The following is a 21469-nucleotide window of genomic DNA, read 5'->3' on the forward strand; positions in this document are numbered from 1 at the left end:
ATCGTTGTTTTTGCTCACGATCGCCGTTGGCCTAGGCACCGAGGCGAGGCGCGGTCTCGCACCCCAGATCCATATCATTATTGTCTGTGGGATGGATGTGATAGCCGTTATTTGTATGTCGTATTGATATATTTTATATGCATCTTTATGTTGCGCCAGAGGGTGGCATGATGCAAATCAAGTATTTAAAAATAATAGATATGTCAGAAGGGATGGGCGTGAGCGGGGCGATTAGGCACCCCGCCCGCGGTGTTTCGTTAGCCGCGCAAGTCGGCGCGTGCGCTGGAAAAATCGATCTCGCGTAGCGGGATCAGGCGTTGGCGATGCTTCCACTTGTAACCGAGCCAGAAGGCCATAAAGAGCGGAATGCCGATGTAGGTGGCCAACACGCCGTTCCAGTCGATCTTGGCGCCGGTAAAGGCGCCGATATTCTGTCCCAGCATGATCAACAGGCACAGCGCAAAGGCAAACAGCGGTCCGAGCGGGAACCACTTGGCGCGGTACGGCAGTACCGCCAGGTCGCGTCCCTGGGCGATCAAGGCACGGCGGAAACGGTAGTGGCAGACGGCAATGCCCAACCAGGCGATGAACCCGGTCATGCCGGCACAGTTGAGTAGCCACATATAGACCTTGCTATCGCCAAAGAGCGAGGTGAGGAAGCACAGCGCGGCCACGGCCGTGGTCAGGTAGAGCGCATTGCGCGGCACGCCGTTTTTCGACAGGCGGCCAAGCGATGCCGGCGCCATGCCGTTTTGCGCCATGCTGTACAGCATGCGCGTACAGGCGTAAATCCCCGAATTACCCGCCGACAGCACCGCCGACAGAATCGTGGCGTTGACGACGCTCGCCGCGGCGGCCATGCCGGCGCGCTGGAAGACCAGCGTGAACGGGCTGGCGCCGACGTCGCTCATGTCGTTTTTCAGCAGTAGCGGATCGTTGTAGGGCAACAGCAGCCCGACCACCAGGATCGACAGCATGTAAAACATCAGGATGCGCCAGAAAATCTGCCGGGCCGCGCGCGGCAGGCTCTTGGCCGGATCTTCCGCCTCGCCGGCCGCCACGCCGATCACTTCGGTGCCCTGATAGGCGAAGCCCACCACCATCGACACGCTGATGAAGGCGCTCATGCCGCCGACAAAGCCGTTCCCGCTGGCAAAGAATACCGGCAGCCCCGCCGCCAGACCGTGATAGACCGGTCTCGTCATAATGCCGACAATCATCAGCATGCCGATAGCGACAAAAGCGATGATGGTGATCACTTTGAGTAGCGAGAACCAGTATTCCGCCTCGCCGAAACCGCGGACGGAGACGATATTGAGCGCCACGATCAACGCCAGCGACAAGGCGCTCCATACCCAGCCCGGCGTATTCGGGAACCAGTAGTGCATGATCAGGCCGGCCGCGACCAGTTCGACCGCGATCACGATCGCCCAGTTGAACCAATAGTTCCAACCCAGCGCAAAGCCGAATCCTTGGTCGACGAAGGTCGAACCATAGGTCTGAAACGAGCCGGTCTGCGGCATATAGGCCGCCATTTCGCCCAGACTGGTCATGAGGAAATACACCATCAGCCCGCATACGGCGTAGGCTAGCAAGGCGCCGGCCGGGCCCGCCGTGGCGATGGTGGCGCCCGAGGCGAGGAACAGCCCGGTGCCGATTGAGCCGCCGATGGCGATCATGGACAAGTGGCGCGCGCGTAAGGCGCGCCGCAGTCCGGTAGTGTCTTGATGCTCTTGCATGTTTGAACCCCTGGTCTCCGTTAGGCCGGCGAGATGATCGTCCGGCCGCGATGAGCCCGCGTACCGTGAACGGCCGCGCGCGTCAGCCGATTGCGCTGTGACGGGCTTCGCTGTTTTTCTTGCGGGGAAAACGACGGCAACCTGCGAGCAACTCAATCAGATTAGGTTTGTTGTTTTGATTATTTATGCCAAAAAGATGAGAAAATCGGCGAAAGTGCGGTAAAAGTGCTGTTTCTCTGGCGGAAAGAAATTTATCACAAGATGTGGAACTCTGCAGAAATCAATTTGCATAGACAACTTATCTCAATTATCCAATCGACGGATTGGTTGATGAGCCTGTTGCGGCATGCGCGCGAGATGCAGTTGCCTGACTGGTATATTGCCGCCGGCGCCATCCGCAATACGGTCTGGGATCGATTGCACGATTACCCCGGTGGATCTTCCTATAGCGATGTCGACCTGATTTACTTTGCCGCGGCGCGCAGCGGGTCTGGCGGGGATCGCGCCATCGAAGCGTGTCTGAATCGCGCGACGCCGGGCTTTGTCTGGGAAGTCGTCAACCAGGCGCGCGTGCACGAATGGTACGAGCAAGATTTCGGCGTGCCCCTGCGCCCATTGCTTTCCAGCGAGGACGGCATGAGCTTCTGGCCCGAAACGGCCACGGCCGTCGGGGTACGGCTTGAAGACGACGATAGCCTGACGATCGCCGCGCCACTGGGACTACAGGATTTGTTCGATTTGCGGCTGCGTTGGAACGATCGTCAGGCCAGCTACGAGATCTTCCAACGGCGTGTTGAAAAGAAATGCTTCCTCGCACGCTGGCCTAGGCTAACGCTCGTGGATCAACCTCGACGGCACGGGTAGCGCAGCCACTGGTCGCCATCGATTTCCACCGGCACGGCGCCCTCGGCCAGCATGACCCGCGCCAGCCGTTCATGCTTTTGGTCGAGGGCCGGATCTTCGGGGGCGGCGAGTATCAGCGCGTCGATGCTGTCGAGCACCGGCACGGCGGCGACGATCTGTCGAAGCCATGTCATCAGCGACTGCAGCGCCCGGCCGTCGCTCTGGCTGGCGCGGAAGTCGCAGAGGATCAGCCGCCCCCCTTCCTGGCGATAGGTCAGGCTAAAGTGCGCGGTCTCGACGCGGTAGCCGAGTAGGAAATCGCTACCGAGAAAATATTCGGTCTGCGGTACTAGGCCCCGCGTCTGCAAATAGCGGCCGACATCGTCCATGGCGAGCGACCGTTACGATAGTTTGACCGCGCTTCCGACTTGGCTGAGCAAATCGACCAGGGTGTGCTGGGTACGATGCAATGCCTGCAGGATCTGTTTTGCATCCTCCTCCGACATCCGCATTTCGCCGTGACTCTGATCGGCCATTTTTCCCTGATACTCCGCTTGGGCCAGGAGCTGCTGGCTCTGTCTATCCTGCTCCGCCGTCGCGGCGGCGGAGGATTGTTTCATGAACTCCCCCGTCGACTGTAGCGTGGGGCTCACCTGCTGAGCGGCGTTGCGCAGGCTTTTCGGCCCCGCGCTCATACCTGCGCCGAGAATGCCGCCGCCCATGCCGAGCACACCGGCGCCCATACCGGCAAACGCACGGCTGCGGGTGGCCTCGCAGGTTTTATCGGCCGCCTCCAGTTTTTGCTGGAAGCTTGCGCCGTTTAATTCGATCTGACTGACGCGTAATAGCGACTCCATTTCTTTGTTGGTTTTGAATAGCTCCAGAAAATGGGCCATCAGTTTTTCCAACAGGATATAGACAGAGCCTAAGTTGGGGTTGTCTTGCCACGGCGTGTCGTGCGCTGAGGAAGGTGCGCTCGCAGGCGGGGTGTTCAATGGTTCGATCATGACGATAGCTCCAGAAGAAGTTCAACGTGCATCAATGACCATGCGTTGTGCTGCGCCTAGGTCGTTGAGCGCTTTTAAGCCCTTTTGTTGTATTTGGCCGGCTTGTTTTATCTTGTCCTGGATATCGTCGTTCAGGACGGCGGTGTCGTCTTTGTACAGACGTATCCAGGTATCGAAGAGGCCCATGTGGGCGGATAGGGTGGCGATCTCCTTTTGCAGTTCGGCCCGCTGGAGACCGATGGCGCTTTGGCCGACGCCGTTGGCGCCGGAGACGGCGGAGACGGCCCCTCGCTTGACGGCATTGAGCACGCCGCGACCCAAGCCGAAGCCGATGACGTCGAATGCCAGCTCCACTTTGCCGGCCGCGTCATAGACTTTTTGCGCCGTTTTATCGTCGGGATTGACGAGCAGCGCGGTGGCGGCCGCGGCTTTGACGATGCTAGCCGTGCCGCCCGCCAAGTCGGCGATGCCGCTGACGACGTTGCCGGTGAGGACTTTGGCAATGCCGATCACGATTTTGGACGCGGCGATGACCCAGTCGAAAACCACGTTGAGAATGCCGGCCTTTTGAGCTTTCTTTTGATCCTCCTGCGCTTTGGCGATTTTTTCGTTCAACTCGTCGCTTTGTTTCGAGCGCAGGGTTTTGACGGCATCGACGATTTGCTGCTGGCCATCGGCGGACACCTCGGCCAATTTCAGTTGGCTGCTGCTGGCGTTCAAGGTGATGGTCGCCATGAGTTCCGCCACCGATTTCAAGCCGGATTGTTTGACGCTCGGCGGCAGGCCCGCACGCTCGACCAGTCGCTGGAGAGACTGATCCGCCTCTTGCGCCGTGACTTGGCGGCGCGGTGCGGGTGGGCGGCCGAGCGAATCGTCGGCAGCAGGCCGCAAGCCAGGCGACGGCGCTTTGTGCACGGGGGGCGTGCTTGGGGCCGGGGCGGGCGACCAGCACGGACTTGGCAGGGCGGGCGATAAAGCAATGGTCATGGGCACTCCTCTCGGCAAAGGTCGAGCATCTGCCGGGCTTTTTGTTTCAACGCTTGGTGTTGGGGCTTGCTCGCGCACAACGCGAGTACCGTGTCGAACGCCAGACGGGCCGATGCGTGTTGCTTGAGCACGTGCAAACTGAGTCCGGCGAAATAGGCGGAGCGGGGATCCTCCATGCACAGCTTTGCCGACTGGCTGAAGCTGTGTATGGCTTCTTCGTGCTCGCCCAATCGCTGGCAAGTGAGGCCCAGCGCCAGCCAATAATCGAATTGCCAGTGACTGAGCCGGGTCAACAGCACGAGCGGTTTTTTTGCCCCGGCAAAGTCTTGGCGTTCGAAAAGCTGACAGGCACTGGCATATACCGTATCCAGATCGGCCGGATCGATGTCCAGCAACGCTTGCAGCGTGACGCCTTGATGTAAGTACTCGGCGAGTGTGGCTGTGGTCCGCATGAGAGGCGCTCCCCGACAAAGTCAGCTGCAGTTTCGAATGATCCCGCTGACGTTCTCCCCACAGGATTTGATGGCATTGGAAGCGGCTTGGAAGGCGTTGTTGTAGTTGCTCAAATACGTCTGGGCTTTGGCGGTCAACCGGTTCGACATGGAACTCGCCTGTTCTTTGGCCATCTCGAGCGCGCTTCTAATACGATCCAGCTCGGCATAGCTGAGATCTTTGCCTTTTTCTTTGCCGATCGATTTCAAGTACTCATTCAGGGACATGTCGACCACCTTGCCGTCTTTATCTTTTGCGCTGACCTTGAGTCCGTTGGCATCAAAGAACGCGTCGATGCCCGGGGGGAGGTCGCCTGTGTCCTTGGCGGGGTTGGCCATGCCTTTTTGCAGTGCGAGCAACTCCGCGGCCTTTTCGCCTGCGCCGCGGGCTAGCGTGTTTTGCGCGTCGATTAGATCGTTGAGCTGCTCCATCGAAACCTGATTGAGTTCTGCCGCCTGCTGCATGATTTTGGCGTAAAGCAGAAAGGGGTTGAGCATGCCCCTGGCGCCTGGATAGCCATTGGCCCAGGGGGAGCTTGCTTCTGTTTGCAAGCGGCTAGGGGCGAGATTCGGCTGGTTGGAAACGGCGGTTGCCATGGTTTCTCCTCCTTGAGAGGCTCGGTTAAAGGTAAGTGCGCCGGATGGCGGCTTGACTTGCGACGGGCGTCGCACAAGACGTTGGCGGCTGTTCTTCGGTCGGTGGGCGTGCCTGTTGCCGCAAACGTGACATCGTTTTCTCCATGCGCTGGCGCATGGGCTCCCAATCGCTTGTCGCCAGCTTTTCCAGTTGTTGCAGTGCCGTCCTGGCTTTAGGGTCGGTCTGGGCGCGTTGCGTCAAGGATTCGATCTCGCGTTGCAACGCATGCACCTCTTTGATGCGCTCGGCCAGTTCGGTTTGATTGGCTTGCGTGATGCGAAGCCAGTCCTGCGAAGGGGGGGCTGCGGGAGAAGACATACGCAAACTCCACGATGAATGCATGCTGAACGTCGGGCGCGCCGTGGCGCGCCCGGGTGCGATGGATCAAGCCTTCAAGGCAGGCAAGCCATTTGGCGCGAGGAGCAGGATCTTGCTCAAATCTCGGAGCGTGCTGGCGACATCGAGGAAGTACTGGGCGCCAGCCAGGATTTTCCCGCCTTGGTCGCCTTCGGCCGCCTTCGCCAGCGCGGCCTGAATGTTCTTGAGTTGCGCCTCGTCGAGGTTCTTGCCATCCGGGTGGCCAATCGATTTCAGATAGCTGTCGATCGTCATGTCGCCATTGATCTTGATGCCGCTCTTGGTGAGATAGGCGCGCGTATCGGTTGGCAGATCGCTTTGCGCATCGGCCTTATCCATCTTGCCGAGCTGGGCGGCGATGCGCTCGGCATGCGGTTTGGCCTCCGCCATCGGTAGCTTGACGGCGAGCAGGGTGGTGAGCCCTTTCAACACCTGCTTGCCAAATTCGATCAGCGGCGAAATGAAGTTGTCCATCACCGTCTTGACGATGTTGCCGAGTCGCTCCATCAACGAGGGCGATGCGGTCTTCTCTACTTCCGACGCCGCTGCGAGCGGTGCCGGGGCGGCGGAGCGAATGGTTAGCGGGTCTGTCATGCGGTTCTCCTACTGTGGGTGGTCAAAGGAAGGTGGGGCGAATGGCCCGCCGAAGCGTCTTGGCGGCGGGCGGTTTCGGTAACTGCTCAGCGAGTTGTTGCAGCGCTGCCAATAAATGTTTCTGCTCTTTCCCCCAGGGGCCTTGCGTCTGTGCTTCGAGCGCCAGGAGGGCTGCACGGGCCTGGGGATCATTTTTTGCGCGAGCGAGTAGCGCTTCGATTTCCTGTTTCATTTGCTGAGCGTGGCGCACCTTTGGAATAAGTGCGGCCTGGGCCTGTTGGGCGAGGCGTAGCGTTTCTTGCTGCGCACAAACCGATGACATGGCGATTTCCTGTGGCTGGTTGGGATGGGGTGATGCTAAGCCAGGTCATCGCGAGGCGATTTGGGATATTGACGCCGGAATTTTGTTTTTTGCATGCGCCCGCTTTGATAGCTCAATCACGGAAAGGGCTGTCGGATCGCCGCTTTTTTCAGTGGATCGGCATGAATTGGTGGATATTTTTAGACTATGGGATAATTGCCGCCGAATCGGCTGACCCGACATGATTCCTTCCCGCTTTGGATTCCATGGATATAGAACTCAAGACTTTGACCGCGCGCCTCTTGGCGCATCGCGTGGTGAACCGCGGCGATCCGCTGGCGCGCCGTGCGCTGCTGGACGACATCTTCCGCCATGAACTGGATCGCCGGCTGGCGGAAGTCGGATTGCGCCTGGTGGAAAACCCCTATGCCGAGCATATCGCCGTCACCTTGCTGCCGCCGATGATGGAACCGGTGTTCGGCGCGGACGACAGCTGGCTCAACAATAATCTCGGTTTACCGCGCGATGGCGTGGCGCTGTTGGTGATCCTGTGGGCGCAGATCATCCTGCCCAAGCGCGAGCGCCAGATCGCGCGCGTCGAGGCGGGGCACGAGAATCAGAGCGATATGTTCGGTGCGCAAAAGCCGCTGGAGACGGGGGAGACGGTATCGACCGGCGTTTCGGAAGATGCGCTGTACGCCGATTTCGGCAAGGCGCTGGGCGGCCGTACCCGTTTCAACGCCAACCTGGGCCGTTTGGCCAACCTGGGGTTTGTCGTGCGTCGCAACCGCATGCTGCTGGAAGGACCGATGCTGGATTTGATGATTGATTACAGCCAGATGGCACCACGCATTATCGAGGGTGCGCTGGCCGACGTGCTGGGGCGGCGCCAGGCGCTGGCACCCGATGGCGCGGCCGACGGGATGGAGGCGCGCTGATGTTTCAGATGAAATCGGTGGAAATGGTGCATTGGGATTTCTGGCAGCGGCTTGCCGTGCCGCTCGACGCCCAGATCGTCACCATCATCGGGCCGAACGGCTCGGGCAAAACGACGCTGTTGGACGCCATGCGCACCTTGTTGGCGATCAAGTGCTCCGGCAAACGCGACTATAAGCGCTATGTACGCAATAACCGCGAGGCTTTCGCCTTCTTGCGCGGGGTGGTGGATAACCCGCGCCGTCTGTCCGGCGGGCTGTATCCGACGCCATTTTTCCCCATCGTCAGCGAGACCGTGACCCTGTTGTGCCGCATTCGTAAACAGGGCGGCGACTGGGTGCGTCATTACGCCATTCTCGAAGGCGATGTCGCGCTGGAGGAGGCGGAGGGCCGCGCGCAGTGGCTGGGGGTGCAGGAGTACCGGCGCCAATTGGAGATGGCCGGCCTGACGCCGGCGGTGGCCGAGGTGCTGGCGCTGGAGCAGGGCGATACCGACAAGCTGACCGAATATTCGCCGCGCCAGTTGCTGGACTTGGTGTTCCAGGTCTTTGGCGACAAAGACGTGCTGGACAACTACCAACGCGCGCGCGACGAGCAGCGTGCCACCGAGCTTGAACTGGCCGCGCTGACGCGCCAGGAAGAGGTGCTGGACACCCGCGTCGAGACCATGCGCGCGCGCGCCAATCGCTATGTGGAGTGGCGCCAGCTCAATGAGCGGATCGAGCAGATCCGCGATCAGGCGTTGCCGGTGTTGAGTCATTTGGATGCCAAGGCCGGCTTCGCCGCTTTGTGGCGCGACTATCGCAGCCAATTGCAGGCAGGGCGCCAGGCCGAGCAGGCGCATGGCGATAGCCTGGATCTGGTGCGCAAGTTGTTGCAGGCCGAGCAGAGCGCCGCGACGGCGCGCGAGGCGGCCGAGACGCGGCGCCACCATTTGCAGGATCAGTTCGTGGCGCTCAAGACCGAGGTGGCGGCGGTACAAGGGCAACTGAAAGAGCGCGACCGCTTGCAGGCCTTGGCCGGCAAGGAGTACGGCGCCGACGGCGAGACGTTGGCGAAAAAGCTTGCCACGCTGCGCACCGAGGTCGAAACGGTGCGCGATGCCTTGCGCGCCATGCGCCAAGCGCGCAACGAAATGTCGCAACATGTCGAGGCGCTGGAAATCGGCCGTGGCCGGCAGCCGGACGAGGTGCGGCAATTCCGTGCGGCGCTCGACGAAGCGAATATTCGCCACACCATGTTGTCGGATATCGTCGAGGTGCTGGATGCCGGTTGGCAGGGGGCGGTCGAAGCGTTGTTGCGCCCCTATCGCCATGTCGTGCTGTTGGAGGATGCCGGTGACCGTCGCGCGGCCTGGGCATTGGCCGAGCGCATGCGTTACCGCCATTTCCTGGTGCACGAGCGCGAGGCGGCGCCGAAGGCGCGCAAGGGCAGCTTACTGGATGTGCTGCGTTTTTCCGCCGAGGCGCCGGATTGGTTGTATCGCCAATTGGGCAGCGTGACCCGGGTGGAAAACGCGGCGGCGGCCGAAGAAGTGGACGGGGACTGGATCACCCGCGACGGTTATTTCCGCGAGCGGCGCGGGGCGCGCCATATCGGCGTGGCCGCGCATGAATACGCCTTCGGCGAAGCGGCGCGTCAATCGCGCCTCGCCGCCTTGCGCGAGGAGCTGCGCCAGCTCAACCAGCGCATGCTCGCACAGGAGGAGCGCCAGGTGACCTTGAGCGCCGAGGCGGCCGCGTTGGCGGAGTATCTGGGGGGAATGGACGCCATTGCCGCGCTCGATGCGCGTGCGGAAGAGTTCGCCGCGCTGGAAGCGCGACTCGCCGGCCTCAAGGATGAGGTGGCGCACCTCGGCGGCCAATTGGCCGATGCGCAGCAGGAAAAGGGCGAGGCCGATCAGCGCTATGACGATGCCCGTCTGGCGCATGATCGCGTGTGCCAGCGCGAGCAAGAGGGATTGGCGCAGTTGGCGGCGTTACGCGCGCAAGTGGATGGCGGTCGCCGTCAGGTGCGCCGATTGCTGACCGAGTTGCGCGAGAGTGCGGCCCGTCTGCCGGCCGCGCAGCTCTCGCCCGAGGCGCTGGCGGCGTTGATGGATGAATACGACAGCGCGGCCGATGCGCGCCATCAACTCAATTATCTGCAGGAACGGCTGCAAAGCGGCGATTGGGAAACCGATGAGACCGTGCTGTCGCTCAAGGACAAGTTGATCGACGACTTGGCGCAGTTGGCGCGCGAGCATCAGCGGCGCCAACTGGAAGTGGAGCGCGCAAGCCGCCTGACCGACGATGCGCGCGCGGCGTATATCAATAAGTTGCGCGCCACCGTTCGCACATATGGTCAGAACGTCAAACGGCTGGGCGAGTTGGCCGGCATCGGCGTCGAGGTCGAGCTGCCGCAATTGGACAACGACGACGCCGTGCTGTCGCAGGCCGGGCTGGTGTTGCGCTTCAACTTCGACCAGAAGGGCATGATGGGTATGAACGACGGCGAGGCCTCCGGCGGGCAGCAAGTGATGAAGTCGTTGATTCTGCTGATCGCCCTGATGATGGACGAGGCCAATCCGTCGGGGTTCGTGTTCATCGACGAACCGTTCGCGCATTTGGACATTTTCAACATCGACCGGGTGGCCGGGTTCCTCAAGGCCACCGAGGCGCAGTATTTGATCACCACGCCGAATACGCACAACATCAACATTTTCGCACCGTCCGAATTGACGCTGGCGACGCGCAAGAAGCGGCCCGGCGAAGTCTGGGCGCCCCCTATCTTGCAAACGCGGCGGCGTGTCGAGGGCCGGGCGGAATCGGTATAAGGAGACTGCGATGTTCTATTCGGCGCTGGCCGTTGTATTGGGAGGTTCGCTAGGCTGTCTGCTGCGCTGGTTTCTCGGCATGCAGCTCAATAGCCTGTTTCCGACCCTGCCGCCCGGTACGCTGGCGGCCAACTTGATCGGCGGTTATCTGATCGGGGTGGCGGTGGCCTTTTTCGCCGGCCACCCCGAATTGCCGCCGCAATGGCGCCTGCTGGTGATCACCGGTTTCCTCGGCGGGTTGACCACTTTTTCCACCTTCTCGGCCGAAACCGCGACCTTGTTGCAGCAGGGACGTCTCCTTTGGGCGTTCGGCGAGATCGCGGTGCACGTCACCGGTTCGCTGCTGATGACACTGCTGGGCATGGCCACGGTGCTGGGATTAAAGCAGTTGTGAGCCGTGACGGCATAGCCATCCTACGTAAGGGGTTGTTTTTTGCTGTCGTCGGCGCAAACTTTAGGACATAGGAATTCCCACAACAGTCAAAAAGGATTGCGCAATGGCAACAGTCACTCTCAAAGGTAACCCGGTCGACGTGGCGGGCAGTTTGCCGGCCAAGGGCCAGGCGGCGCCCGATCTGCAACTGACCGCCGCGGACTTGTCCGATGTGTCGCTGGCTGCCTTCGCCGGCAAGAAGAAGATTCTCAACATTTTCCCCAGCGTCGATACCCCGACTTGCGCGACCTCGGTGCGCAAGTTCAACCAACAGGCCTCCGGCCGCGACGATACCGTGGTGCTGTGCATCTCGGCCGACCTCCCGTTCGCCCAACAGCGCTTCTGCGGTGCCGAGGGTCTGGAAAACGTCAAGAATCTGTCCACCTTCCGTCATCCCGAGTTTCTGCAAAACTACGGCGTGAAGTTGGCCCAGGGGCCGCTGGCCGGTTTGTGCGCCCGCGCGGTGGTGGTGTTGGACGCCGATAATCGCGTGTTGCATGCCGAACTGGTATCGGAAATCGCCAACGAGCCGGACTACGCCGCCGCGCTCGCCGTGCTGTAAGTCCGTCGCTATCCGCTGAAAGCGTAGGGCGCGGCGCGCCCTACGCCATGACCTCCCCTTCGTCCACGTTGTTTGCCAGCGAACGTCCTGGCTGTCAGTAAAGCGTTGCTTGCGCTGTCATTAAAATCTTTTCCAATCGTTATTCGCGTTTTTTCTCGAACTTGCTTCTTTGCCGATGGACGAATTGGGCCGATTGGGGAAAGAGGCGGGGGAAATATGTTACGTGGTGCGGATAATGGCATTCATCATGCGGCCGGGGCGCGGCATATTCGCTTTGGCAATCTCGAAAAATTGGCGCGGGTGACCACCGGCAATCAAATCTTCAGAGAGCTGCTTGTCTGCCGCAAAGGGCGGCGAGATTATCAACTTCAAAACGGCGATCTGATTACCCAAGCCGATCGGTATTTTCAGGTCGACAGCCGAAACCATTATCTGCTGAACCGCCTGCGCATTCGTGGCCGCGAGAAATACCGCTTGGGCGAGGATCATCACGCGCTTTGCAATAGTATCGTCGCCAAGACGATGCCAGCCCAAGTCCAATGCTCGGAAACCTTGCAGACAGGATTGAACCGCTGCCGGGCGCAGCTCCAGGCAATGGTGCGCCAAGGCGCGGCTTATGGCCCCGAAAAGAAAAGCGATATGCGCGTCCTGCTGTTGGCCGAGACCTTGGCCCGGCAGTTGAATGAAATCGGGCATGTGCAAGATCGGGCATCGGCCGGGCAGGAGATCGTCCATACCCTGGCTTGGATCGACGCGTTGTTGGCCTCGCACGAATTGGCGCCGATCGGCATTGGCGGGCAGTTGAAAAAAGAACGCAGTGCGTGCGCGGAGGATCGACAGCGAAACGTCGAAAGCTTGGCCCATCGCCAACCCATTGTGACGGCGATGTGTTCCGACGGCGCTGCGGGGGCCGCTCGGACGAGTGCGTTGGCTGACTTTAACGACATGCTGCAGAAGGTTCGAAACGAGCTGATCGGCACGGAGGTCGACATGGCGCTTGAGTCGTGCGTCAGCGAGGCCGATATGCAATGGGCGGATATTTATGCCGCGATACAGGGCATGGATCGGCAAATCGCCGAGATTCACGGCCAGCGTTTCTCCGGAAAGTTGGTGACCGGTTCGAACCTGGATAAGTCGAGCGATGCCGTTTCCAATATTTGCATTCAAACTCAGCACCATTTCGCCGATGGCATCGAGCCGGTATTGACGCAACTGGATGCGCGCGTCGCTTGGGCGGATGGCATTGCCGCCGCCGGCGCGGAATTGGAGGCGCTGTGCGCCGATATTCCGCACGGCACGTCGGCTGAGCGACGCCTTGCCTGGGAGGCGCAATTGCGACAGTGGGCCGACAAGTTCGACTCGCTGCCGCTGCCCAACGGCAGCGGCAAGCTGGGCGAGATGCTGGGGCCCCGGCTGGGACAGGCGCTCACGGCCTTGTCCAGCGTGACGACCGACAGCGAGGCGCGTCGCTTGCAGGGGTTCGCGACGCGCGACCTGCCTTGGTGCGACCGGGCATTAGCCGCGCTCGATCAGTGCTCGGCTTCTTTGTTCAATCCCGGCGGCGTGTTGGACGAGTATGTACGCCTGGTGCCGGAGAAGGGCGTCGCCCGGAAATCCCACGAAAAACTCGGCAAGCACGGCATGAAAATGGCTGAGTACAATGCGCATGTCGCGATTGAAAACAGCGCGATGGAAGGTGTGATATCCCGGCGCCTCAATGAATTCAATCGGAAAAACCAAGACAGAAGCAAAACCGCGACTGCCAGCATTGCTTCCATTGGATTGAAGGGACACAACGACTATATCGCCCATCTGAAAGAGCATATTCGCGAAGATGGCACGAAAAATTTGCTCGACCGGAGTTATGACGTTCTGATCGATTCGGTGGAACGCGCCCGGGGATGCGCCAAACGCCTATGCCGGCATCTCATCTTGCCGACGGATAACCGCGGCAGTGTTCTTTACGACAAAGTCGAAAGCCTGGATAAGGCGGTGCAGGAAACGCTAGAAAAACAGCGGCAATTTACCGGTATGCGCTTGCTGTCGCGGCATCGCGAAATTTTACGCGAACTCTATGTGCCGCATTTGCAGCGCTATGCCTATTTCGATCACCCCGACTACACGCTCCTGAAAAACAATATGCAGGAGACCGCCTCGTCGGCCCGCTTCCAGGAGACGGTCGCCCGGCAGATCGAACTGCACGGCAGTCCGCTGTATTTCTCCCCGACGACCCCTCGGTTTGTTGGCCTCGTTGGACCATTGGCTTCGCTTGGCACGCGAACCGATGCCCAGGCGACCTAAGGCGTGCCTGGCATGGCGTATGAAATCGTTGCCAATTGGCTCTACGAAGTGTTCGGCGTGTCGTGCGAAGACCGGGTGCCGAGTGTGATCATGTTCGACGCGGGGGCCATGATCGTGACGTTGGATCGGGCAGTGGGCATCCTGCGACTCGATATCCCTCTCTACCCGACTGAAGCGATGAATGCCGACGAGCCACTCTTTAAATCGATTGCACGGTTGAACGGCTCCGGCACCGCACAGCATCAGCGAGTTTTCTACGCGCTGACGCCCGCCAATGTGCTGCATTTATCGTCTGTGTTGAATTACCGTACTTTGGCCGGGTTTGATGCCATTGCCGATAGGATGGCGAGCATGCTCGGCAATTTCCCGCTGCTGAAGCAGTTTATCGTCGATTATGTCGAACAATCCCGGGGCAATACGGCGAGCCATGGCAGGCAACGCGATCCGCTGTGGCCATTTATATTTGCCTGAGCGATGGCATTGCGGAGCGGAGACGATGCAGGAAAGTGACGTTGTGCAGTGTGTTGCCAGAATGACCGGGCTCGCGGCGACGCAGCTCCCCTTGAGTATTCGGTATGCTCAAGAGGGGGAGGACGGCCAGCAAGACGGTGTCGTCGATCTCTTCGCCGAGCGCGATAGGTTGATCTTGGAGTGCGAGTTTATGCCGCGGGACGCCAGCCGAGCCGGCGAAGTCGCGCTGAGAGCGAATGGCAATTGGTTCGATGCCTCGATGAGCTGGCTATATTACTCGGCGGATAGGCAAGTGCTGATCCTGACGACCTCGCTGGTTCGTGCCGATATGACCGCCGAGATATTCTGCCAACTGTTGCAAGCTTTTATCCAAAGCTGCGCCGCCATGCATGCCAGGCTGGTCAGTCTCGGTTGCCGCTTGCACTGATGTCCGAGGGCTTGGCGTCCGCTATTTTGGGCGCCGGATGACCACGGTATGGGCGATTTTGTCGTGCAGCGACTGCTTGCGCCGATCGACGATCACCCAGGCATGCCCAAGACCCAACGTCAGATAGGATAACCCGCAGGCCAGCGTGCGCAGCCAAGCTTGGCGCTGGCCAAGTGTGGCACCGGTTTCGGCGTCGACGACGATGGCGCGCAACAGATATTTGCCGGGCGTGGCGCGGATGCGCGTCAGAAAGAACACGGTGAGGGCGGCCGGCAGCAGCCAGCGCGCCAACGCCATGGCGATCAGCGGTAGTTCCGCCTGCCAACGTGCAAGGTCGCTGCCGCAGGCAACGAGACCTTGCCAAGTCAGGCCGGGCACCGGCCATGCCCAGGCCATTAGGCTAGTCAGCATCAGTACCAGTAGCTTGTCGACGCACCAGGCGCCGGCACGCGGCACAAAGCCGACGTATTCGACATCGTTCATCGAGGGAAGAGGGCCAGAGTTGTCCAGCGGCCAGCGTAGCCGACGCAGATGACGGAATTATTCGGCCGCATCGGCTGCGAGGCTCGCCTGATGTTTTTGCGCCAATCGCTGGTAGTGCTCGGCCGAATAGCGAAAGTAGGCGATTTCTTCGGCACTGAGCGGGCGCACGGGTTTAACCGGGTTGCCGAGGTACAGGTAGCCGGACTTGAGATGCTTGCCGGGCGGCACCAGGGAACCGGCACCGATGAGTACGTGTTTTTCGATGACCGCACGATCGAGCACGATGGTGCCGATGCCGATCAGTACTTCGTCGGCGATGGTGCAGCCGTGCAAGGTGACATGATGGCCGATGGTGACGTTTGCGCCGATCGTCAGCGGGGCGCCCTCCGGATCCTCGCTGCGCTTGTGCGTGACGTGCAACATGGCGAAGTCCTGGACATTGCTGCCGGCGCCGATGCTGATGCGGTTGACGTCGCCGCGCACGACCGCGCAGGGCCAAACCGAGGCGCGTTCGCCCAAGCTGACGTCGCCGATGACAACCGCCGCCGGGTCGATGAAGCTCGTGGGGTCAAGCTGCGGGCGCACCCCATCGTAAGATCGGATATTGCGATTCATGGGCTCGATCCTCATATAGCAAATATTGCCAAGCCGCATATCATACCCAAACCAGGGTGAAAGGGATGCCAAAAGAATGATTGCCAATCCGCTTCTCGATTTTTCCGGTCTGCCCCGCTTCGGCGCGATCAAGCCCGAACACGTGACGCCGGCGGTGGATGCCTTGCTTGAAGAGGCGCGCGACACCGTTGCCCGCTTGACCGCCGATGGCACGCCGCCGGACTGGGACAATTTCGTCGAGCCGCTGAATGACGCGACCGAGCGGCTATCGCGCTGCTGGGGTGTGGTCGGCCACCTGAACGCCGTGGTCAATACGCCGGAAATCCGCGAAGTCTACAACGCCAATATTCCCAAGCTATCCGCCTTCTGGAGCGAGCTGGGGCAGAACCTGGCGCTGTATGCCCGTTTCAAGGCGTTGTGCCAGCAACCGGCGTTCGCCGGCTACGGCGCGGCGCGCAAACGCATCGTCGAAAACAATCTGCGCGACTTCAAATTGTCCGGTGCGGAGCTGCCCGAGGCGCAGAAAGCCCGTTTTGCCGAAGTGCAAAGCCGGCTGGCCGAATTGTCGGCACGTTTCGAACAGAACGTGCTGGATGCCACCGATGCCTTTAGCCTCTATCTGGACGATGCCGGCACGCTGGCCGGTGTGCCGGAAGATGTTTGCGCCATGCTGGCCGCCGCCGCGGCGCAGGAGGGCAGAACCGGTTATAAGCTGACCCTACAGTTCCCCTGCTATCTGCCGATCATGCAGTACGCCGACGACGGCGAGCTGCGCCGCACCTTGTACGATGCCTACGTCAAGCGCGCGGCCGAATTCGGCCCGGGGGAGCAGGATAACGGACCGATCATGCGCGAAAAGCTGCAGTTGAACCGTGAAGAGGCGCAACTGCTGGGCTTTGCCAACTACGCCGAATTGTCGCTTTACACCAAGATGGCCGAAAACCCGGCGCAAGTGATCGGTTTCCTGCGCGACCTGGCGACGCGCGCGCGACCGTTCGCCTTGCGCGACCGAGCCGAATTGGAGACCTTCGCGCGCGACGAGCTGGGCATGTCGACGCTCGAGGCTTGGGATCTGGCCTATGTGTCCGAAAAGCTGCGCGTGGCGCGCTACGCCTTCTCCGACCAAGAGGTGAAGCAGTATTTTCCCGAGCACAAGGTGTTGTCCGGCTTGTTCCAGGTCGTGCATACCTTGTTCGGCGTGGAAGTGCGGCCGGCGACCGGCGAGGTGTGGCATTCGGATGTGCGCTATTTCGAAATTCTGCGCGCGGGGAAGACGATCGGCAGTTTCTATTTCGACCTGTATGCCCGCGAGGGTAAACGCTCCGGTGCCTGGATGGACGATGCGCGCGGCCGGCGCGTCAAGCAAGGCGAAGTGCAAACGCCGGTGGCCTACCTGACTTGCAACTTCAGCGGTCCGCTCGACAACAAACCGGCGCTCTTCACGCATGACGAAGTCACCACCTTGTTCCACGAATTCGGCCATGGCCTGCATCACCTGCTGACTGGCGTCGACGAGTTGTCGGTGTCCGGTATCAATGGGGTCGAGTGGGATGCCGTCGAGCTGCCGTCGCAATTCATGGAGAACTTCTGCTGGGAGTGGGCGGTGCTGACCGGCATGAGCGCGCATGTCGACAGCGGCGAACCGTTACCGCGCGCGCTTTACGACAAGATGGTCGCGGCGCGTAACTTCCAGTCCGGCATGCAGACTGTCCGCCAACTGGAGTTTTCGCTGTTCGATATGTTGCTCTATAGCGATTTCGATGCGGATCACGGCGACTGGCTGCAATTGCTCGATAACGTGCGCCAGCAAGTGGCCGTCAATTTCCCGCCTTTGTACAACCGCTTCCCCAACAGCTTCGGCCACATCTTTGCCGGCGGGTATGCGGCTGGCTATTACAGCTACAAATGGGCAGAGGTGCTCTCCGCCGATGCCTACAGCGCCTTCGAAGAAGCCGGTGGCGCCAATGCGCAAACAGGCGAGCGCTTCTGGCGCGAAATTCTGTCGGTGGGCGGTTCGCGCCCGGCGCTGGAGTCCTTCCGGGCATTCCGCGGTCGGGATCCGCAGATCGATGCGCTGCTGCGCCATTCGGGCATGGTGGAAGAATTGGCGGGCGTTGGGAACTAATTTGGCTCTCGCTATCTCCAAATAGCCTGTTGTGTAACCAACAGCAGCGAGCTTGGACGTAAAGTCTTCCCCAAGGACTTCAGATCGTCGGCCCCCGTGAAAGCGGGGGCTTTTTTTTTGTGGCTGTAGGGTGGATTCGCCGTAGGCAATCCGCCAACAACAATCCTCCATAACGCAGATGGTGCGATGCTTCGCGATCGCACCCTACGGTCGTTTCTACAAAACGGAGAAATGCTATCGCTGCGCTTCCCTAGCCAGGGATCGTCGAACTCAAGCAGTAAACGATCATGCCAACCGGCCAGGACGCGCAGGGCGAGAGAATCAGCTTTTACGGGTTTGAGGAAGCGGTGCACCGAGATCGGGGCGGGTATTGAACGATGGGGTGCGAACCGAGAACTCCGGCATGATAGGCGCCAGGGTGGAACGCGAGGGACGAGAAGTGGAACTTTGCGGCTTACGGGAACTAGGTACTCTAGGCGGAACTGACATGGTGTATCTCTGGTTACGAAGACGATTTCATTGTATGAACTGGCGGATTGTCTGACAACAGGATTTTACGTTTTCTATGCAATGAGATTTTTGTATACAAAATACAAAGTACAAATAAGAAAAGAGAATCACGTAACATCATGAAAAATAAAGATAATATCGATTATTATCATATTGGACTAATATACGTGTTTTGCGAATTGTGTGTGGTTAAAATGACGGGCGTTAATGCGATGACGTTGGGAAATTTGGCCCGGCTCGCTTGCGTCCAGTCAAAACTCGACATTATTTTTCCCGTATAATCAAAAGATTATATTCATCCCGTAACGCTTCATGCCTTCCCTCGCCATCCCTGCCGCGCCGCCGCGCGCGCTGTTGCAATTGGTTGTAGGCATCTTCTGCCTGGCCTTCTCTCCCATCCTGGTGCGCCTGGCCGATGTCGGCCCGGTGGCCGCCGCGTTTTACCGTCTGTTGCTGGCGCAACCGATTCTGGTGCTGCTGCTGATTCCACGCATCAAGAATGGCGAATCGTTGGCTTGTCCTTGGTGCGCTCGCTGGTGGGCCTGGCTATCCGGCGTGTTCCTGGCTTTAAACCTCGTGCTGTGGAACCAATCGTTGGCGATGATCAGCATCGCCAATGCTTCCCTGGTAGACAGTTTGGCGCCGCTGTTCATTACCTTGTTCGCCTGGTGGGCGATGGGCGAGCGTCCGTCGCGCCAACTGGCGCTCGGCATGCTGTTGGCTATCGTCGGGACGGGCTTGTTGATTCTTGGCGAGGGGGGCGGGCTGGCCAGCATTCACGATGGTCAACTGTTGGCCGGCCACTTTGTGGCACTGTGCGGAGCACTGCTCTATGCCGCCTACTTCCTGGCGCTGAAACAAGCATTACGCCGCGGCGCATTCCCGCGAGTCATGTTGGCCAGCTGCATGGCGGCGACGGTCACGCTGATTCCGCTGATGCTGTTCCGCGGCGGCTCGCTGCTGCCGCACGGCTGGATGGCCTGGAGCGTATTGGGCGCCATGGCGTTACTGGTGCACTGCGCCGGACAAGGCCTGGTCGGCAAAGGTTTCGATCGACTGCCGGCGGCAACCGCGTCGTTGATGCTGCTGGCCCAGCCGGTGGTCTCGGCGCTGCTGGCTTGGGGTTTGTTCAGCGAGGCGCTTGGGGCTTTGCAGATCGCGGGCGCCGGTACGGTGTTGGCCGGCGTGTATTGGGGCGGCAAGAAATAAAGGCACCGGCGGGCGAGGCAGCGAATGCCACTTGAGTCCGGCGGTTCTAATCATGCATCATTCCTGGATCAACCGAATGATCATGGAGTTGCCTTGAAGCTTGCCACCTGGAATGTCAATTCGCTGAAAGTTCGTTTACCTCATGTGCTGAGCTGGCTGTCCACCAGCCAATGCGACGTGCTGTGTCTGCAGGAACTCAAACTAGAGCAGGCGGCCTTCCCGCAGGCCGAGATCGAGGCCGCCGGCTACCGAGCGGCCTGGTTCGGCCAGAAAACCTACAACGGCGTGGCGATCCTGACCCGCCTGCCGCTTGAGCCGCGCGACGTCGTGTGCGGCATTCCGGATTACCCCGACGTGCAAAGCCGGGTCATTGCCGCCACGGTGGGCGATATGCGGGTGATTTGCGCCTACTTCGTCAACGGCGAGTCGGTGGAGTCCGATAAATACCAGTACAAGTTGGCCTGGCTCGCTGGGCTCCACCGCTATATCGAACGCGAGCTGCAGCTGCACGACGGCCGTGTGGTACTCCTCGGCGACTTCAATATCGCGCCGGCCGATCTGGATGTGTACGACCCGGCTGCCTGGCAGGACAAGGTGCTGTGCTCGAAGCCTGAGCGGGATGCCTTCGATCAACTGATCGCTTTGGGGCTGACCGACGGGTTCCGTCATTGCCATCCCGATACGGTGGCCTACAGTTGGTGGGATTACCGGGCGGCCATGTTCCGCCGCAACCTCGGGCTGCGCATCGACCACATCCTGTATGGCCATGGGCTGCGTGCACTTGACGCCGCCATCGACACCGAGCCGCGCCGTTGGGAGCGCCCCTCCGATCATGCGCCGGTGTGGCTGACGCTTGACGATCAACCCTAGACTTAAAGAGGTTCCATGACCAGAAACCCTCCCGAACTGGACGATGCCTTTTACTACCGGGATGTCCCGGATTACATGACCGAGGTCTACGACTGGGCCTATGTCAATCCGCGGCACGCGGCGCTTCTCGATCGCAACCTGGTGGTGCGGGTGCTGCTGTTCGGCAATGACCGGCGTTTGATGCGGGCCTATCTAGAGCGCGTTCGGCCCGGCATGCGCGTATGGCAAGTGGCGCACGTTTATGGCGACTTGGTGCAGCGTGTGGCGCACAAGGTCGGTGTGCAAGGCTTGTTCGACTTGACGGATGTGACGCCGGTACAGGTCGCCCACGCTTCGCGCAAGTTGAGCGCTCTGCCGCAATCCCGCGTGGTACAGGCCGACGCGGCCGAGTTTCAAGGCGAGCGCGGCTATGATCTGATCACCAGTTTTTTCCTGCTGCACGAGGTGCCGGACGGCAAAAAGCGCGAAGTGGTGGACAATATGCTGCGTCAATTGCCGCCCACCGGGCGGGCGTTGTTCGTCGATTATCACAAACCGGCGCCATGGCAGCCGATCGGCTGGCTGTTACGCTGGGTCAATCATTATCTTGAACCCTTTGCCGCGGCGTTGTGGCGGCATGAGATCCGCGATTTCGCCACGCAGGCCGACCGATTTGTCTGGAAAAAACGCACGCTATTCGGCGGCGTCTACCAGATTGTCGAGGTCGAGCGCTTACAAGCGCCGATGGCCTAAACGGTGGTTTGTTTGCCGCCGATA

24 protein-coding genes are annotated in these 21469 nt (G+C 60.3%); 12 read left to right on the plus strand and 12 right to left on the minus strand.

Going from position 1 to position 21469, the window contains the following annotated elements:
* Nucleotides 1–257 precede the first annotated feature (257 nt).
* A complete protein-coding gene (locus DFP86_RS12855) occupies nucleotides 258–1739 on the minus strand; it encodes an amino acid permease (RefSeq protein ID WP_133681842.1) in 1482 nt (493 codons plus the stop codon).
* 330 nt (nucleotides 1740–2069) lie between these two features.
* Between DFP86_RS12855 and DFP86_RS12860 the strand changes: the two genes are divergently transcribed.
* A complete protein-coding gene (locus tag DFP86_RS12860; RefSeq protein ID WP_166642263.1) occupies nucleotides 2070–2603 on the plus strand; it encodes a nucleotidyltransferase family protein in 534 nt (177 codons plus the stop codon).
* Here DFP86_RS12860 and sseE read toward each other — a convergent pair.
* From sseE to DFP86_RS12900, 8 genes are all read right to left on the minus strand, one after another.
* The gene (gene sseE, locus DFP86_RS12865) at nucleotides 2582–2971 is read right to left on the minus strand and encodes a type III secretion system effector protein SseE (protein ID WP_133681846.1); all 390 of its coding nucleotides are present in this window, start codon (nucleotides 2969–2971) and stop codon (nucleotides 2582–2584) included. The genes DFP86_RS12860 and sseE overlap by 22 nt on opposite strands.
* A 12-nt stretch (nucleotides 2972–2983) precedes the next feature.
* Nucleotides 2984–3589 (minus strand): hypothetical protein, encoded by a 606-nt coding sequence (locus DFP86_RS12870; RefSeq protein WP_133681848.1) that lies wholly within the window; start codon nucleotides 3587–3589, stop codon nucleotides 2984–2986.
* A gap of 21 nt (nucleotides 3590–3610) precedes the next feature.
* Complete coding sequence (gene sctE / locus DFP86_RS12875) at nucleotides 3611–4576, minus strand: type III secretion system translocon subunit SseC family protein (RefSeq protein WP_133681850.1); 966 nt, start codon at nucleotides 4574–4576, stop codon at nucleotides 3611–3613.
* Nucleotides 4573–5028: a SycD/LcrH family type III secretion system chaperone gene (locus tag DFP86_RS12880; RefSeq protein ID WP_133681852.1), complete on the minus strand. Its 456-nt coding sequence runs from the start codon at nucleotides 5026–5028 to the stop codon at nucleotides 4573–4575. The genes sctE and DFP86_RS12880 overlap by 4 nt, the downstream gene beginning before the upstream one ends.
* 21 nt (nucleotides 5029–5049) lie before the next feature.
* Nucleotides 5050–5664, minus strand: coding sequence for a hypothetical protein (locus tag DFP86_RS12885; protein WP_133681854.1), 615 nt, complete (start codon nucleotides 5662–5664; stop codon nucleotides 5050–5052).
* A 25-nt stretch (nucleotides 5665–5689) separates the two neighbouring features.
* A complete protein-coding gene (locus DFP86_RS12890; protein WP_133681856.1) occupies nucleotides 5690–6022 on the minus strand; it encodes a hypothetical protein in 333 nt (110 codons plus the stop codon).
* Nucleotides 6023–6088: 66 nt separating this feature from the next.
* Nucleotides 6089–6655, minus strand: a complete 567-nt coding sequence (locus DFP86_RS12895) for a hypothetical protein (RefSeq protein WP_133681858.1) — start codon at nucleotides 6653–6655, stop codon at nucleotides 6089–6091.
* A 22-nt stretch (nucleotides 6656–6677) separates the two neighbouring features.
* The gene (locus DFP86_RS12900; protein ID WP_133681860.1) at nucleotides 6678–6977 is read right to left on the minus strand and encodes a hypothetical protein; all 300 of its coding nucleotides are present in this window, start codon (nucleotides 6975–6977) and stop codon (nucleotides 6678–6680) included.
* Between the two features lie 245 nt (nucleotides 6978–7222).
* On the opposite strand from DFP86_RS12900, the gene DFP86_RS12905 reads away from it, so the two are divergent.
* The 4 genes from DFP86_RS12905 to tpx all read left to right on the plus strand — a co-directional run bounded on the left by DFP86_RS12905 (nucleotide 7223) and on the right by tpx (nucleotide 11702).
* Nucleotides 7223–7894 (plus strand): hypothetical protein, encoded by a 672-nt coding sequence (locus DFP86_RS12905; protein ID WP_133681862.1) that lies wholly within the window; start codon nucleotides 7223–7225, stop codon nucleotides 7892–7894.
* Complete coding sequence (locus DFP86_RS12910) at nucleotides 7894–10707, plus strand: ATP-binding protein (protein WP_133681864.1); 2814 nt, start codon at nucleotides 7894–7896, stop codon at nucleotides 10705–10707. Before DFP86_RS12905 ends, DFP86_RS12910 begins: the two co-directional genes overlap by 1 nt.
* Nucleotides 10708–10717: 10 nt before the next feature.
* Nucleotides 10718–11101, plus strand: a complete 384-nt coding sequence (gene crcB / locus DFP86_RS12915) for a fluoride efflux transporter CrcB (protein ID WP_133681866.1) — start codon at nucleotides 10718–10720, stop codon at nucleotides 11099–11101.
* Between the two features lie 103 nt (nucleotides 11102–11204).
* On the plus strand, nucleotides 11205–11702 hold the full coding sequence (gene tpx / locus DFP86_RS12920; RefSeq protein WP_133681868.1) for a thiol peroxidase: 498 nt from the start codon (nucleotides 11205–11207) through the stop codon (nucleotides 11700–11702).
* Between the two features lie 219 nt (nucleotides 11703–11921).
* Here the strand turns inward: tpx and DFP86_RS12925 are convergent, their stop codons facing one another.
* Nucleotides 11922–12398, minus strand: a complete 477-nt coding sequence (locus DFP86_RS12925) for a hypothetical protein (protein ID WP_133681870.1) — start codon at nucleotides 12396–12398, stop codon at nucleotides 11922–11924.
* Here DFP86_RS12925 and DFP86_RS12930 point away from each other — a divergent pair.
* The 3 genes from DFP86_RS12930 to DFP86_RS12940 all read left to right on the plus strand — a co-directional run bounded on the left by DFP86_RS12930 (nucleotide 12342) and on the right by DFP86_RS12940 (nucleotide 14901).
* Nucleotides 12342–14003 carry a hypothetical protein gene (locus DFP86_RS12930; protein ID WP_133681872.1) on the plus strand — a complete coding sequence of 554 codons (1662 nt, stop codon included), beginning with the start codon at nucleotides 12342–12344 and terminating at the stop codon, nucleotides 14001–14003. The two genes, DFP86_RS12925 and DFP86_RS12930, sit on opposite strands and share 57 nt — an antisense overlap.
* Nucleotides 14004–14015: 12 nt before the next feature.
* Nucleotides 14016–14474: a hypothetical protein gene (locus DFP86_RS12935; RefSeq protein WP_133681874.1), complete on the plus strand. Its 459-nt coding sequence runs from the start codon at nucleotides 14016–14018 to the stop codon at nucleotides 14472–14474.
* Nucleotides 14475–14565: 91 nt separating this feature from the next.
* Nucleotides 14566–14901 carry a type III secretion system chaperone gene (locus DFP86_RS12940; RefSeq protein ID WP_208108328.1) on the plus strand — a complete coding sequence of 112 codons (336 nt, stop codon included), beginning with the start codon at nucleotides 14566–14568 and terminating at the stop codon, nucleotides 14899–14901.
* A gap of 21 nt (nucleotides 14902–14922) precedes the next feature.
* On the opposite strand, the gene DFP86_RS12945 is transcribed toward DFP86_RS12940, so the two are convergent.
* On the minus strand, nucleotides 14923–15384 hold the full coding sequence (locus DFP86_RS12945) for an RDD family protein (RefSeq protein WP_133681878.1): 462 nt from the start codon (nucleotides 15382–15384) through the stop codon (nucleotides 14923–14925).
* Between the two features lie 57 nt (nucleotides 15385–15441).
* On the minus strand, nucleotides 15442–15999 hold the full coding sequence (locus DFP86_RS12950) for a gamma carbonic anhydrase family protein (RefSeq protein WP_133681880.1): 558 nt from the start codon (nucleotides 15997–15999) through the stop codon (nucleotides 15442–15444).
* A 76-nt stretch (nucleotides 16000–16075) separates the two neighbouring features.
* Here DFP86_RS12950 and DFP86_RS12955 point away from each other — a divergent pair, with 76 nt between their 5' ends.
* The 4 genes from DFP86_RS12955 to rquA all read left to right on the plus strand — a co-directional run bounded on the left by DFP86_RS12955 (nucleotide 16076) and on the right by rquA (nucleotide 21445).
* The gene (locus DFP86_RS12955) at nucleotides 16076–18124 is read left to right on the plus strand and encodes a M3 family metallopeptidase (protein WP_133681883.1); all 2049 of its coding nucleotides are present in this window, start codon (nucleotides 16076–16078) and stop codon (nucleotides 18122–18124) included.
* Between the two features lie 822 nt (nucleotides 18125–18946).
* Entirely contained in the window at nucleotides 18947–19843 is an 897-nt protein-coding gene (locus tag DFP86_RS12960; protein ID WP_133681884.1) for a DMT family transporter, read from the plus strand.
* Nucleotides 19844–19936: 93 nt separating this feature from the next.
* Nucleotides 19937–20713: an exodeoxyribonuclease III gene (xth, locus tag DFP86_RS12965; RefSeq protein ID WP_133681886.1), complete on the plus strand. Its 777-nt coding sequence runs from the start codon at nucleotides 19937–19939 to the stop codon at nucleotides 20711–20713.
* A gap of 15 nt (nucleotides 20714–20728) precedes the next feature.
* Entirely contained in the window at nucleotides 20729–21445 is a 717-nt protein-coding gene (gene rquA, locus DFP86_RS12970; protein WP_133681888.1) for a rhodoquinone biosynthesis methyltransferase RquA, read from the plus strand.
* Nucleotides 21446–21469: the final 24 nt, after the last annotated feature.

Source organism: Paludibacterium purpuratum, assembly GCF_004363805.1.
GTDB lineage: Bacteria > Pseudomonadota > Gammaproteobacteria > Burkholderiales > Chromobacteriaceae > Paludibacterium > Paludibacterium purpuratum.